The organism is Gemmiger sp. An120 (genome assembly GCF_002160955.1).
Taxonomy (GTDB): domain Bacteria; phylum Bacillota; class Clostridia; order Oscillospirales; family Ruminococcaceae; genus Gemmiger_A; species Gemmiger_A avium.
Genome location: NZ_NFLN01000003.1, coordinates 135816 through 149250 on the forward strand (window position 1 = coordinate 135816; position 13435 = coordinate 149250).

10 protein-coding genes are annotated in these 13435 nt (G+C 61.6%); 1 reads left to right on the forward strand and 9 read right to left on the reverse strand.

Features of this window, described 5'->3' with window-relative positions; all coding sequences use genetic code 11:
* Nucleotides 1–3: 3 nt before the first annotated feature.
* The 7 genes from B5E65_RS04000 to B5E65_RS04030 form a co-directional block, all read right to left on the reverse strand.
* A complete protein-coding gene (locus B5E65_RS04000; protein ID WP_087170486.1) occupies nt 4–357 on the reverse strand; it encodes an Hpt domain-containing protein in 354 nt (117 codons plus the stop codon).
* Between the two features lie 179 nt (nt 358–536).
* Nucleotides 537–1739: an elongation factor Tu gene (gene tuf / locus B5E65_RS04005; RefSeq protein ID WP_087170487.1), complete on the reverse strand. Its 1203-nt coding sequence runs from the start codon at nt 1737–1739 to the stop codon at nt 537–539.
* 115 nt (nt 1740–1854) lie between these two features.
* Entirely contained in the window at nt 1855–3975 is a 2121-nt protein-coding gene (gene fusA, locus B5E65_RS04010) for an elongation factor G (RefSeq protein WP_087170488.1), read from the reverse strand.
* A gap of 18 nt (nt 3976–3993) precedes the next feature.
* Entirely contained in the window at nt 3994–4464 is a 471-nt protein-coding gene (rpsG, locus tag B5E65_RS04015) for a 30S ribosomal protein S7 (protein ID WP_087170489.1), read from the reverse strand.
* Nucleotides 4465–4587: 123 nt separating this feature from the next.
* Complete coding sequence (rpsL, locus tag B5E65_RS04020; protein WP_087170490.1) at nt 4588–5016, reverse strand: 30S ribosomal protein S12; 429 nt, start codon at nt 5014–5016, stop codon at nt 4588–4590.
* Between the two features lie 245 nt (nt 5017–5261).
* Nucleotides 5262–7535, reverse strand: a complete 2274-nt coding sequence (locus B5E65_RS04025; protein WP_087170491.1) for a hypothetical protein — start codon at nt 7533–7535, stop codon at nt 5262–5264.
* On the reverse strand, nt 7532–9619 hold the full coding sequence (locus B5E65_RS04030; protein WP_087170492.1) for an efflux RND transporter permease subunit: 2088 nt from the start codon (nt 9617–9619) through the stop codon (nt 7532–7534). The genes B5E65_RS04025 and B5E65_RS04030 overlap by 4 nt, the downstream gene beginning before the upstream one ends.
* A gap of 243 nt (nt 9620–9862) precedes the next feature.
* On the opposite strand from B5E65_RS04030, the gene B5E65_RS04035 reads away from it, so the two are divergent.
* Complete coding sequence (locus B5E65_RS04035; RefSeq protein WP_087170493.1) at nt 9863–10453, forward strand: TetR/AcrR family transcriptional regulator; 591 nt, start codon at nt 9863–9865, stop codon at nt 10451–10453.
* Between the two features lie 55 nt (nt 10454–10508).
* Here the strand turns inward: B5E65_RS04035 and B5E65_RS04040 are convergent, their stop codons facing one another.
* Together B5E65_RS04040 and B5E65_RS04045 are read right to left on the reverse strand one after the other, a co-directional pair.
* Complete coding sequence (locus tag B5E65_RS04040; protein WP_087170494.1) at nt 10509–11654, reverse strand: Gfo/Idh/MocA family protein; 1146 nt, start codon at nt 11652–11654, stop codon at nt 10509–10511.
* Nucleotides 11651–13294: a DUF4091 domain-containing protein gene (locus B5E65_RS04045; protein ID WP_087170495.1), complete on the reverse strand. Its 1644-nt coding sequence runs from the start codon at nt 13292–13294 to the stop codon at nt 11651–11653. Before B5E65_RS04045 ends, B5E65_RS04040 begins: the two co-directional genes overlap by 4 nt.
* Nucleotides 13295–13435: the final 141 nt, after the last annotated feature.

The window sequence follows — 13435 nt, forward strand, 5'->3', positions numbered from 1 at the left end:
CCCTTAGTCCACCGGCTGGGACAGGATCTCACGGGCAAGGCGGCAGCTGGCGGTCAGCTGCTCCATCAGCGCGGGCAGTTCCTCCGTGCGGCCGGCACGGACAGCGTCCACAACCGCAGCGCTGTCGGCCTGCAGGCGGGCAAGACCCAGATTGGCGGCAATGCCTTTCAGGGTGTGCGCCCCCCGCTCCACACCGGGAATGTCCTGCTGTTCCCAGGCCCGGGCCAGCTGTTCCCAGGTCTCATCCTGGGGAAAGCGGAACAGAAAACGCCGGTACAGCCCCTCGTTGCCGCTGAACCGGGACACGCATGCCTGCCAGTCAATCTCCAGCAGGCTGCAGATTTGTTGTATTTCCATAGGTCACTTTCCTCACCGGTACACAAATTCGCGGCGGTCCATCCGCGTTGTACCCTGTCTATTGTACCACAATCGCCTCTGGATAAAAAGGGGCGCTGCACCAAATGCCAGGCTGCCCGGCATATGCGAAAAGGCCCCTGCCAAACTGGCAGGGGCCAAAAAAGCGATGCAGATAACGATTACTCGTTGATCTTGGTAACAACGCCGGAGCCAACGGTACGGCCACCCTCACGGATAGCGAAACGCAGGCCTTCCTCGATAGCGATCGGGGTGATCAGCTCAACGTCCATGCTGACGTTATCGCCGGGCATGCACATCTCAGTGCCTTCGGGCAGAGTGATGACGCCGGTCACGTCGGTGGTACGGAAGTAGAACTGAGGACGGTAGTTGTTGAAGAACGGGGTGTGACGGCCGCCTTCTTCCTTCTTCAGGATGTAGACCTGGCCAGAGAACTTGGTGTGGGGATGAATGGTACCGGGCTTGGACAGAACCTGGCCACGCTCGATATCAGAACGCTGCACACCACGCAGCAGGGCGCCCACGTTGTCGCCAGCCTGAGCGAAGTCCAGCAGCTTGCGGAACATCTCCAGACCGGTAACGGTGGTCTTCATCTTCTCGTCCTTCAGGCCAACGATCTCAACTTCCTCGCCAACCTTGATGGTGCCGCGCTCCACACGACCGGTAGCCACGGTGCCGCGGCCGGTGATGGTGAACACGTCCTCAACGGGCATCAGGAACGGCTGGTCAGCCATACGATCCGGGGTGGGGATGTAGCTGTCAACAGCGTCCATCAGCTCCAGGATGCAGGCGTACTCGGGAGCGTTGATGTCGGTGGAGTTGCTCTCCAGAACCTTCAGAGCGGAACCCTTGATGATCGGGGTGTCGTCGCCGGGGAAGTCGTACTCGGTCAGCAGATCACGGATCTCCATCTCGACCAGATCCAGCAGCTCGGGATCGTCAACCTGGTCCACCTTGTTCATGAACACAACGATGTAGGGCACGCCTACCTGGCGGCTCAGCAGGATGTGCTCACGGGTCTGGGGCATGGGGCCGTCAGCGGCAGACACGACCAGGATAGCGCCGTCCATCTGGGCAGCACCGGTGATCATGTTCTTCACGTAGTCGGCGTGGCCCGGGCAGTCCACGTGGGCGTAGTGACGGTTGTCGGTCTGGTACTCCACGTGAGAGGTGTTGATGGTGATGCCGCGCTCGCGCTCCTCGGGAGCCTTATCGATGTTGGCGTAATCGGTGAACTCGGCGTCGCCCTTCATAGCCAGCACCTTGGTGATGGCGGCGGTCAGGGTGGTCTTGCCGTGGTCAACGTGGCCGATGGTGCCAATGTTAATATGAGGCTTGGAACGCTCAAACTTAGCTTTTGCCATGGTTATTGTCCTCCTTTTTTATGACCGTATGACTTACGAATATCATACTAAATCAGTTCTCAAAAATCAAGACATTTGCGGGAATTTCCCCGCAGTTGCCAGGGCTGGGGTGAAATCAGTCCTTCTTGCGGCCGGCCATGATCTCCTCAGCGATGCTCTTGGGCACCTCAGCGTAATGGCTGGGCTCCATGGAGTACTGGCCACGGCCCTGGGTCTTGCTGCGCAGGTCGGTGGAATAACCGAACATGTTGGACAGCGGGACGAAGGCGTTGACCTGCTGAGAGCCATTCAGGGCTTCCATGCCCTGGATCTGGCCACGGCGGCTGTTCAGGTCGCCGATCACGTCGCCCATGTATTCGTCGGGCACAATGACCGCGACCTTCATGATGGGCTCCATGATGGCGGGATCGGCCTTGGCCATAGCGTCCTTGAACGCCATGGAGCCGGCGATCTTAAAGGCCATTTCAGAAGAGTCGACCTCGTGATAGGAGCCGCCCTTCAGGGTGACCTTGACGTCCTCCACCGGGTAACCGGCCAGGATGCCGGCCTTCATCGCGCCCTGGATGCCCTGGTCGATGGCCGGGATATACTCCTTCGGCACATCGCCGCCAACCACGGCGTTGATGAACTCGTAGCCCTTGCCAGCCTCGTTGGGCTCGATGGTGATGATACAGTGACCATACTGGCCCTTACCACCAGACTGACGGGCATACTTGGTGTTGGAATCGGCGGCACGACGGATGCACTCGCGGTAAGCAACCTGCGGGGCGCCCACGTTGGCTTCCACCTTGAACTCGCGCAGCAGGCGGTCCACGATGATTTCCAGGTGCAGCTCGCCCATGCCGGCGATGATGGTCTGACCGGTTTCCTCGTCGGTCCAGGTACGGAAGGTGGGGTCCTCTTCAGCCAGCTTGTTCAGCGCAATGCCCATCTTCTCCTGACCAGCCTTGGTCTTGGGCTCGATGGCAACGCGGATAACGGGCTCGGGGAACTCCATGCTCTCCAGGATGACGGGGTGCTTGGGATCGCACAGGGTGTCACCGGTGGTGGTATTCTTCAGACCCACAGCGGCGGCGATGTCGCCGGCGTAGCAGATCTCGATGTCCTGCCGGTGGTTGGCGTGCATCTGCAGGATGCGGCCCATACGCTCGTTGTTTTCCTTCACCGAGTTGTACACGGTGGAGCCGGCCTCAACGGTACCGGAGTACACGCGGAAGAAGCACAGCTTGCCAACGAACGGGTCGGTGGCGATCTTGAAAGCCAGAGCGGCGAACGGCGCGTCGTCAGAAGACGGACGGCTGGTCTCCTCGCCGGTCTCGGGGTTCACGCCCTTGATATCCTCGATATCGGTGGGGGCGGGCATATAGTCCACGATGGCGTCCAGCAGCTTCTGAACGCCCTTGTTGCGGTAGGAAGTACCGCAGACAACGGGAACCACGGTGTTGGCGATGGTCTCGCGGCGCAGAGCGGTCTTGATTTCTTCCTTGGTCAGCTCTTCGCCGTCCAGGTACTTCATCATCAGCTCTTCGTCGTTTTCGGCAATGGCCTCGATCATCTCGGCATGATACTGCTCGGCCAGCTCGCGCATATCCTCGGGGATTTCCTCCACGCGGACATCCTTGCCCATGTCGTCGTAGTAGACGTCAGCCTTCATGTCGATCAGGTCGATGATACCCTTGAAGGTATCCTCGGCGCCGATGGGCAGCTGGATGGGCACGGCGTTGCACTTCAGGCGCTCACGCATCATGCGCACGACGCGATAGAAGTCGGCGCCCATGATGTCCATCTTGTTCACGTACGCCATACGGGGCACGTGATACTTGTCGGCCTGACGCCAAACAGTCTCGGACTGGGGCTCAACACCGCCCTTGGCGCACAGAACGGTCACAGAGCCGTCCAGCACGCGCAGGCTGCGTTCCACCTCAACGGTGAAGTCCACGTGGCCCGGGGTGTCGATGATGTTGATCCGGTGCCGGAACTTCTTGGCCTTGGCAGGATCGTTCAGCAGTTCCGTGTGGCTCCAGTAGCAGGTGGTAGCAGCAGAAGTGATGGTGATACCACGCTCCTGCTCCTGCGCCATCCAGTCCATGGTAGCCGCACCATCGTGCGTCTCACCGATCTTGTGGTTTACACCGGTGTAGTAGAGGATACGCTCGGTGGTGGTGGTCTTGCCGGCGTCAATGTGCGCCATAATGCCGATGTTTCTGGTCATTTCCAGAGAAACGTCTCTTGGCATAGTAACCTCCTAACCGAATCAATAACGATAGTGAGCGAAAGCCTTGTTGGCCTCGGCCATCTTGTGGGTATCCTCGCGCTTCTTCACCGCGTTACCGGTGTTGTTGCAGGCGTCCAGGATCTCGTTGGCCAGGCGCAGAGACATGGTGCGCTCGCTGCGGGTGCGAGAGTAGGTGGTGAGCCAGCGCAGACCCAGGGTCTGACGGCGCTCAGGACGCACCTCCATAGGCACCTGATAGGTGGAGCCGCCCACACGGCGAGCCTTAACCTCCAGGCTGGGCATGATGTTCTCCATAGCCTTTTCGAACATCTCCAGGGGATCGTTGCCGCTCTTCTCCTGCACGATATTGAAGGCATCGTACACGATTTTCTGAGCAACGCCCTTCTTGCCATCCAGCATGATGCTGTTGATCAGCCGGGTGACCATTTTGGAATTGTAAAGCGGATCCGCCAAAACGTCCCGCTTCGCAGTATTACCTCTTCTGGGCATCTTTCTTCCCTCCTTCACAGAATGATATCATCGGTACTCGAAAGCATAAAAACTCCCGTTGTGCCACACGAAAGGCAATTTACGCTTGTATATAAACAGCCTTTGTGGCGGGTATGATTTTTATTACTTCTTCTTAGCACCGGCCTTGGGACGCTTCGCACCGTACTTGGAACGGGCCTGGTTGCGGTTGGCCACGCCCTGGGTATCCAGAGTACCACGGATGATGTGGTAACGAACACCAGGCAGGTCCTTAACACGGCCGCCACGGATCAGTACGACGCTATGCTCCTGCAGGTTATGGCCGATACCCGGAATGTAAGAGGTTACCTCGATACCATTCGTGAGCTTAACACGGGCTACCTTACGAAGAGCAGAGTTGGGCTTTTTCGGGGTCATGGTACGAACAGCGGTGCAGACGCCACGCTTCTGGGGGCTATTCTGATCGGAATAGGCCTTCTTCTGAGAGTTGTAGCTCTTCAGCAGCGCGGGAGCGGTGCTCTTCTTGACCAGGACCTCACGACCCTTGCGTACAAGCTGGTTAAAAGTAGGCATTTTGTTCTCCTTTCTTACAGTATTTTTCCGTCCTTCGCCCCGTATATACGAGGTTTGGGGCAGAGTTACGCCCAGGTGGCGCAACATGATTTATTTTACAGGCAAAGTTTGTGTATGTCAACAGTATTTTCAAAAAAATGCTGGGCAAATCAACAAATTTTCGTTCTGCCGGTTTTTGCGGCAAAAAACCGCCTGCGGCAAAGGGCCGTCAGGCGGTTTTCCTTATATATAATAGGTAGGTCTGCTCAGCCGAACAGGTGCAGCACCCGATCCCAGAAGGTGGTTTCCTGCACAGCGGGTTCCGGCTGCTGCGCAGCCGCCGGGGATTCGGTTTGTGGTGTATCCGGCTCATCGGTCTTCATGATAAACTTAACGCTGGCCTTGACCCCCTCGGCGCTGCCGGTATACGAAGTATAGGCTGCGGCCTGCTCTTCCATGGCGTCCAGGACCTGGCCCAGGGAACCGCCGTCGGCGTTGCCGGCCAGGTCTTTCAGACGGCCGCCCACCTGCTCCACGCAGGTGTCCAGACCGGCCTGCAGCTGACCCGCGCCCTCGTTCAGGCTACCCGCACCGGTGCGGAACTGCCCGATGGCGTCCTTTACGGTTTTGCTGGAGGCGGACAGGGTGCTCAGCCCCGCGCTCAGCGCCGAAGCGCCGTTGTTCAGCTCCGCGGCACCCGCGGTAAGCTGGTCGGCACCGGTGCGCAGGGTGCTTACCCCCTGCCGGACACCGGCCGTACCGCTTGCCAGCGCCGCGGCCGCACCGGCCACCGTCTGCGGGTTGGCGGGATTTTCCGCATCGTACAGTGCACCGGTCAGGGTTTTGAGGGAGTTCATCATGGTCTGGGCATCCCCCGCCAGTTTCAGGAAGCCGGTTATCGCCGGTTCCACCACGGAAACATCCAGCCCGTCCAGCGCGGCCGTGACTTTATCCACCGCCGCCTGCTTCTGCGTGGCCATGCCGGCAACCACCTGATCCGCCACCTGGGCGGCGTCAAAGTTCACCTGGCTCTGGATCGCACCGGCCGCGGCCTCCTGCACGGCGGGTGCAGCCGCCTGGACCGCGCCGCCGGCCTGTTCCTGAATGGCCGCGGCCTCCTCCGGGGTGAGCTTACCGCTGTCCACATAGGGCTGCAGGGCTGCCGTCAGGGTATCCTGCACGGCCCGGGACACGACGGGCATGGCCTGCCCTACCGCGGCCTGGGCCGCCTGGGCGGCACCGCTTTTCACCGCGTCGCCCACATTCTGGGCAGCTGCCTGGGCTGCGCCCTGCGCGGCGCCGTCAAACACCTGGCCCACGCCGGTGGCCAGCTGGGTTTTGAGCGCCGCCACATCCGGGAACTTCAGCCCCTCCAGCTGTTCCAGCAGCGCTTCCATCTCCTGTTCCAGCGCAGCCTGCTGGCCGGCAGCCCCCTGCAGGGCCGGAACCAGCTGCTGCTGCAGCTGGTCGGACAGCTGCCTGGCCCCGTCGTCCAGCTGCACGGTACCGTCCGCCAGCTGGGTCGCGCCGTCATCCAGGCTCTTGGTGCCGTCCAGCAGCCGCTGGGAACCGGCCTGCACCTGCTGTGCGCCGGACAGGGCGCTGTCCACGCCCGCGTCAAAGGTGGCATAGCTGCTCTCGAACTCTTCCATCTTGCTCTGCAGCGCGCCGGTGGCCTGATGCAGGGTAGACGCACCGCTCTGCAGCTGGGCCGCCGCGTCTTTCAGCTGATCCAGCTGGCCCAGATCCAGATCGGGCAGGTCCAGCCCGTCGGACAGCTCCTCCACACTGGTGGAAGAGGCCAGCAGCACGGTGGGCAGGGTGCAGTCGGTTACATCCGCCTCCACCACCAGTTCGTCCAGCAGATAGTTTTCCAGGCCGGAAAACGCCCCCGGCAGCAGGCCGTCCAGCGTTTCCGACATGCCCGGCATGGCCAGGAAACAGGCCAGCTGGGTTTTGGCGTCGGTCTGCACCGTGCCGTGCAGGGCGGTCACATCGGTGTAGGTGCCCACCGGCAGGGTCAGGGCCGCCACCGTGAAGAAGGGCGTATAGACGGTACGGGTCTTGCCGCCGATCTTTTTCTGCTGCCCCTCATGATTGGTGAGCGCCAGACGGATGACCAGGTGGCCGCTTTTGCCTTCCAGTTCTTCGGCGGTGACCGGGCTGCCGTCCAGGGTATAGCGGATCTCCACCGTGACCGGCGGGGTCTGGTCGGTGGTGCCCTGGTAGTAGATATCCTTGGCATCGGTGGTCCAGGTCAGTTCCTGCCCGTTCTGTTCCGGCATCACCGTATCGGTCAGGTTGGTAATGCCGGTCAGGCTGCTGCGGTCGGCAGCGGCGGAAAATCCGCTGTCGCTGTGCAGCCAGTCGCTGACGATCTGTTCCCGGATGGAGCCGTCCGGGTTCAGGATCACAAACACATTTTCGTTCTTGGTCATTTCGCTGCTTTGGGGCCCGGCGGCAAAGGCGGGCAGGGTGCAGCTTACCGCCAGCGCGCCGCTGAGGGCGGCGGCCAGGGCTTTTTTCCAGAATCGTTTCATGGGGTGGTCGTCTCCTTTCCCCGGCGCGTCCAGCGCCAGGTGGTCTTTTGAATGATGGGTTCGGTAATCACCAGCAAAGCCGGCAGAATCAGCAGGATCACAAACATACTGATCAGCGCGCCCCGGCTGATCAGGCGGCACAGACTGCCGATCAGCTCCATGCGGGACGCCAGCGACACGCTGAAGGTGGCCGCAAAGAAGGTAAGCCCGCTGGTGAGGATGCTCTGGCTGCACTGTTCCACCGCGATGCGGGCGGCCTCCCGGGCGGGATAGCCGCCCTCCCGTTCCTCCCGGAACCGGGTGGTCAGCAGGATGGCGTAGTCTACCGTGGCGCCCAGCTGGATCGTGCCGATTACGATGCTGGCCACAAAGGGCAGCACATCCCCGGTGAAATACGGGATGCCCATATTGATCATGATGGCGCTTTCAATGGCCGCCACCAGCAGCACCGGTATGGACAGCGAGCGGAAGCTGACCGCGATGATCAGGAACACCGCCAAAATACTGGCGATGCTGACGCTGCGGAAATCCACATCCGCCACCTGGATCAGGTCGTTGGTCATGGCGCCCTCGCCGGTGATGACCCCGTTGGGATCGTACCGTTTTACGATCTCGTTGAGGGTTTTGAGCTGCTCGCCCTGTTCGGCGGTACCGCTTTTGCAGCTGGAGTTGGCCAGCAGCATCTCGTGGCCGCCCGCCTGGAACATCTCCCGGGCGGAACGGGGCAGCATCTCCTGCGGGATCCCGCCGCCCACAAAGCTTTCCCAGCTGAGCACCTGGTGGATCCCCTCCACCCCGGCGATCTCCCGGGACAGGTTCTGCATCTCCCGGGAGGACAGATCCGCATCCACCAGGATAAAGTGGGAGGTGGTCATGCCGAAGTCCTCTTTCAGCCGGTTGGTGCCCTCAATGCCCGGCAGATCCTGGGGCAGGCTGTCGAACAGGGTGTAGTAGACCGGGGTTTTGGCCTGCGCCACGGCAAAGGGGACGAAGCAGGCCACGAACACCGCCAGGATCGGCACCGCGTGGCGCACTGCAAAACGGGGCGTGCGCTGCAGCCGGGGAATAAAGGTGCGGTGGGTATGGCGGGAGATAGCGCCCCGGAAGGTAAGCAGCAGCGCCGGCAGGATGGTGACGGTGCTGATCACCCCCAGCAGAACGCCCTTGGCCATGACCAGGCCGATGTCCCGCCCCAGGGTAAGACGCATGGTGCACATGGCCAGGAAACCCGCGATGGTGGTGAGGGAGCTGGCCAGAATCGAGGAGAAGGTTTTCTGTATGGCCTGTACCATGGCCCGTTCCGGGTCGGGGCAGGTCAGCTGCTCTTCCTCAAACCGGTGCAGCAGGAAGATGGAAAAATCCATCGTGACGCCCAGCTGCAGCACGGTGGCCAGGGCCTCGGTGATGTAGCTGATCTGGCCCAGAAAGATGTTGGTGCCGAAGTTGTACCCGATGGGGAAGATCATCCCCAGCATGAAGATCAGCGGCACCACCGTTTCTTTCATACTCAGGAACAGCACCACCAGACAGGCGCCCACCGCACAGAGGATGTACAGCGGCATCTCCTTGTTGACCAGCGCCCGGGTATCCTCCAGAATGGCGGAGATACCGCCGATGAAGCAGCGCTCGTTCAGCAGCTTCTTGATGGTGTTCTGGGCCGCCATGGTCACCGCATGGGCGCTGGGGTAATCAAACTGTACCACCAGCAGGGTGGCCCCGCTGTCGCTGTAGAAAAAGCGGCGGATATCCGACGGCAGCATCTCTTTGGGGGTGGTCACATTCAGCAGGTCGTCCGCCCCCAGCACGGCGCGCACCCCTTCCACCTGCGCCAGCGCCTCCTTGAGGGCCAGCGTATCGGCCTGGGTCATGTGCTCCACCGTGATCATGGAGGTGGCCGCCATGTGGAAATCCTCGTCCAGCATCCCCTCCCCTACCATGGAGTCCAGCTCCGGCGGCAGATAGGTGAGGATGTCGTAGTTGATATAGGTGCCCACGGCGCCAAAGATCGAGGGGATCAGCAGCAGAACCGCGGCCAGCAGCACCGCTTTTCGGTGCCGCACCACCCAACGTGCGAACCATTCCATCGCACAACACTTCCTTTCCCGGTTTCCGGCGAAGCGGAAACTGACTGTTGGTCATCGAGCAGCAGTATACCGCAGAAATGACCACTGGTCAATTCATTAAATGACCAATGGTCAGAATTGTTTTATTGTGACTGTTGGTCATTTTGTACAATTCCCCGTAGGACACTTGCCAACCGGCGCGGGATGGGCTTATACTGAAAGCAACGGCGTGACCGCGCCGGAATGAGGAGGAGGGGTACAGCGATGCCGGATGAACGGGAGTCCCGCAAGGAGCGCAAGCGGCAGAGTCTGCTGGCCGCTGCCTACGGATTGTTTACCGAAAAAGGGGTGGCCAAGACCTCGGTGGACGAGATCGTGCGGCGGGCCAATGTGGCCAAGGGCACCTTTTATCTGTATTTTCAGGACAAGGATCAGCTGCTGCAGCAGCTGGTATATGACATTTCCGCCCGGGTGCTGGAGGAGGCCTATGCCTGGCTGGAGGAGCGGCGCACCCCGGATTTTGTGGAAAACGTGCTGCTCATGCTGGACTACATCATCGAGTATTTCAAGCGCAACAAGCTGGTGCTGCGGCTGGTGGAGCGGAACTTCTCCTGGCCGATGGTAGCCCGGCAGATGAGCGAGCGCAGCGACCCGCTGTGGGACCGGCTGATGAGCGATCTGGAGCGCAGCCCCCAGGCCTCCCGCTACAGCGAGGAGGAACTGTTCCGGATCATCTTTGTGATTGTGGAAATGGTGGGGTCGGTGTGCTACTCCTCCATCATTGAGGGAAAGCCCGACACCATCGACAACATGAAACCGGTGCTTTACGGCATCGTGCGCAACATTCTGCGCTGAAAAGGGCAAACAAAAAGCGCGGCAGCGTAGGCTGCCGCGTTTTTTGTTTATTCCATTATCGCTGTATGCGCACCGGCATGCCGCACTCGGCAGAGCGCTTCGCGGCCAGGCAGGCCGCCGCGCTGGCCAGGCCCTGGGCCAGGTTGGAGCGGCTGGGCGCGCCGTCCATCACCGCCAGAAATTCTTTGGCCAATTCCTCGTCGCCGCCGAAATGCTGCAGGCCCGGCGGGCAGTGGAACTGATACTCCGCACCGCGCCGTCCGTCGTAGTAATCCACCCGCAGACGGGCGGTATAAAAATCAAACTCGGCACTGGCCCGGGTGCCCACGAACCGGGCGCCCCGGCGGCCCGCCTCCCCTTTCACCAGGAAGATCTGGTGGTAGGACAGGATGGTGCCGTCACCGCAGCGGAACAGCGCCGCGCCCACGTCCTCGTTGCCGGTATCCCGGGCAAAGCAGCAGGCGTCGCCGGTGGGCTCCTCCTTGCGGGTATGCCGCACGGTAAAGCTGCTCTCCGGGCAGGTGTGGTATTCCGGACAGTCGGGGCAATGCAGGCCCGCGGGTTTGTCCCCCTTGAAATGCATCTTGGCCGTTTCGGCGTAGACCTGTTCCGGCTGCTTGCCCAGGATGTAGGTGATATAGTCAATGTCGTGGGTGGTTTTCTGCAAAAACAGCCCGCCGGTGAGGGAGGGGTCCCGGTACCAGCTGTGATAATACACGCTGCCGTAGGGCACGTTGTTCACCGCCTGTACCGACACGATATCGCCCAGTTCGCCGCTGTCCGCCAGGTGCTTCATCTGCTGCACCGGATCGGTGAGCCGCAGCGGGAAGGAGACCACCACCCGGTCCTCTTTCCCCTGGCCTGCCCGGGCCAGCTGGTCATACTGTTCCTCGCTGATGCAGACCGGCTTTTCCAGAAACAGCGGCAGGTCCCGCGCCAGCACCTGGGCCGCCAGAGAGGCGTGCAGCCCGCAGCGGGTGCCGATAAACACGCCGTCCAGCGGTTCCGCGGCCAGCATTTCGGCCGCGTCCGCGTAATACCGAGTGTGGGCAAACCGGCTGTCGGCCGCCACCTTTTCCCGGATTTCCCCGGCGCGGGGGTCGGCGATGGCTGCCGCCTCGATCTCCGCGCCGATGCCGGCAAAGGCTTTCATCATGGTCTCACTGCGCAGACCGTATCCGATAAATCCAATCTTTTTCATACCTGTTCCTGCTTTCCTGTAGTTTGAAGCAGACGGTCGTTCACCGCCTGCCGAAATGCCTGATACCGGGCCGGGTCGGCGGGGTAGCGGGTAAAGCTTACCGGCCCCAGATGCTGCCGGATGCAGTCCAGCGCCGCGGCCCGGCCTGCCCGCTGCTCCAGCGCCTGCAGCGCCCGCAGATCCTGCCAGGCGTCCCGTAGCGTTTTCAGCCGCAGCGAGGGCACCGGCTCGCCCCCCTGCCCCGGGTAGACCAGGAAGGCGTCCCCGGAGGGGAAGCCCCCGTCCGCGTCGGTGTTCTGCCAGGGGTCGATGGGGCGCAGGCTGAACTGACTGAACCAGAAATTATATCCCCAGCGCAGATAGCCGTCCAGCTGTTCCTTATACAGCAAGGCACCCAGCACCCGGGCGCGGGTCAGCGGCATGGACAGAAAGACGTTCGGCACCTTTTTGTCCTGGCAGCAGCAGCTGTAGGTCCAGAGCGGGCCGGTGCGGCGGCGCAGAAACGGGGCCAGATAATCCTCGGCGGCCACCGGTACCGTCACCAGCCCCTCCCGGGCAAAAGCCGGGTCACTGAGGGCGTCCAGGATAGGGCTGCCGCCCACCCAGGGCTCGATTTTGGCCCGGGCGCGGCGGTAGGCTTCCAGGTTTTCCCCGGAGGGCTCGTCCGAAATATGGAAAAGCACCCGGTCCCGTACCCCCAGTGCGGTAAAGCAATCCATCAGGCGGGGCAGCAGCGCGGCCAGGAACCGGCCGTATTCCGGATCATCCGCCGGGTTCTGCCAGCCAAACAGCGGCGTGCCGTCCGGCTCTGCATAGACAGTTACCGGATGTTTTGCCCCCCACTGGGTGAAGAAAGGCGCGATCTCAAACCAGCCGATCCCGCAGTCCCGGGCGGTGCGCACCCAGCGCTCCAGTTCTGCAAAGTCAAAGATATAGTCATCCCCGCGGCGCTCCACCCGCACCAGCTGGCCGCGCATCCGCTGCCCGCCCGGTTCCACATCCAGCGAGGGGGTGAACACCGGCGTGAGCAAGGTGTCCACGCCGTGTTCGGCAGCACAGCGCCAGTAAGCAGCGGCGATGCGGTAGAATTCTTCCGAAAACATCCCGCAGCCGTAGCGCTGGCAAAGGCAGTCGGCATAAAACCACTGGGAATGGCGGGTGGTCTGCTCCGCCAGCGCCACCGGCACCACCTGCAGCGGCAGCGTCTGCCGGGCCAGCGGATGGCCGCTGCGATCCAGCAGGGCCACCTCCACCGCGGTATCCGCCGCACCGTATGGCACCTGTACATCCACCCACAGCAGCCGGTCCCGGTCAGCCCGCAGCCGCAGCAGCTCACCGTTCCAGGGCAGCAGCGGATCAGGCATCAGGGCGGGCTTGCGGGTCAGGTACGCACCGCTGGCATTGGGTGCACAGGGAAAGGTGCAAGGCACAACCTCCTGCCGGAACACCTGCACCCGGCAGCCGGGGCAGGTTACCTGCGGCAGGATGTACAGCCGGTCGGCCTCCTCCGGGTCAAAGCGGCAGAGGATCTGAAACGAGACCGTCTCCCCCCACAGCGCTTGCAGCCCGGCAAGCGCTGTGGGGGATTTTTGCGTTCCGGGGAGATGCTTTTCCAGCGGAGAAATGAACAACAGTTTCATGGCCGTCTGCCTCTCTGCCGGGGATTCATTTTTGCCATCCTGCTCCCGGCATCCCCATTATAGAAAGGCCAGGGGGGCCGCGTCAAACAAATGCCGAATGTTGACAATATCAGGCGAAAAAGACAAAAGCGTCTCCTTTTT

Coding starts and splice junctions, on each gene's coding strand:
- fusA (WP_087170488.1), bottom strand. CDS start 3,975: ATGCCAAGAGACGTTTCTCTGGAAATGACCAGAAACATCGGCATTATG.
- B5E65_RS04025 (WP_087170491.1), bottom strand. CDS start 7,535: ATGAAACGATTCTGGAAAAAAGCCCTGGCCGCCGCCCTCAGCGGCGCG.
- rpsG (WP_087170489.1), bottom strand. CDS start 4,464: ATGCCCAGAAGAGGTAATACTGCGAAGCGGGACGTTTTGGCGGATCCG.
- tuf (WP_087170487.1), bottom strand. CDS start 1,739: ATGGCAAAAGCTAAGTTTGAGCGTTCCAAGCCTCATATTAACATTGGC.
- B5E65_RS04040 (WP_087170494.1), bottom strand. CDS start 11,654: ATGAAAAAGATTGGATTTATCGGATACGGTCTGCGCAGTGAGACCATG.
- B5E65_RS04045 (WP_087170495.1), bottom strand. CDS start 13,294: ATGAAACTGTTGTTCATTTCTCCGCTGGAAAAGCATCTCCCCGGAACG.
- B5E65_RS04000 (WP_087170486.1), bottom strand. CDS start 357: ATGGAAATACAACAAATCTGCAGCCTGCTGGAGATTGACTGGCAGGCA.
- B5E65_RS04035 (WP_087170493.1), top strand. CDS start 9,863: ATGCCGGATGAACGGGAGTCCCGCAAGGAGCGCAAGCGGCAGAGTCTG.
- B5E65_RS04030 (WP_087170492.1), bottom strand. CDS start 9,619: ATGGAATGGTTCGCACGTTGGGTGGTGCGGCACCGAAAAGCGGTGCTG.
- rpsL (WP_087170490.1), bottom strand. CDS start 5,016: ATGCCTACTTTTAACCAGCTTGTACGCAAGGGTCGTGAGGTCCTGGTC.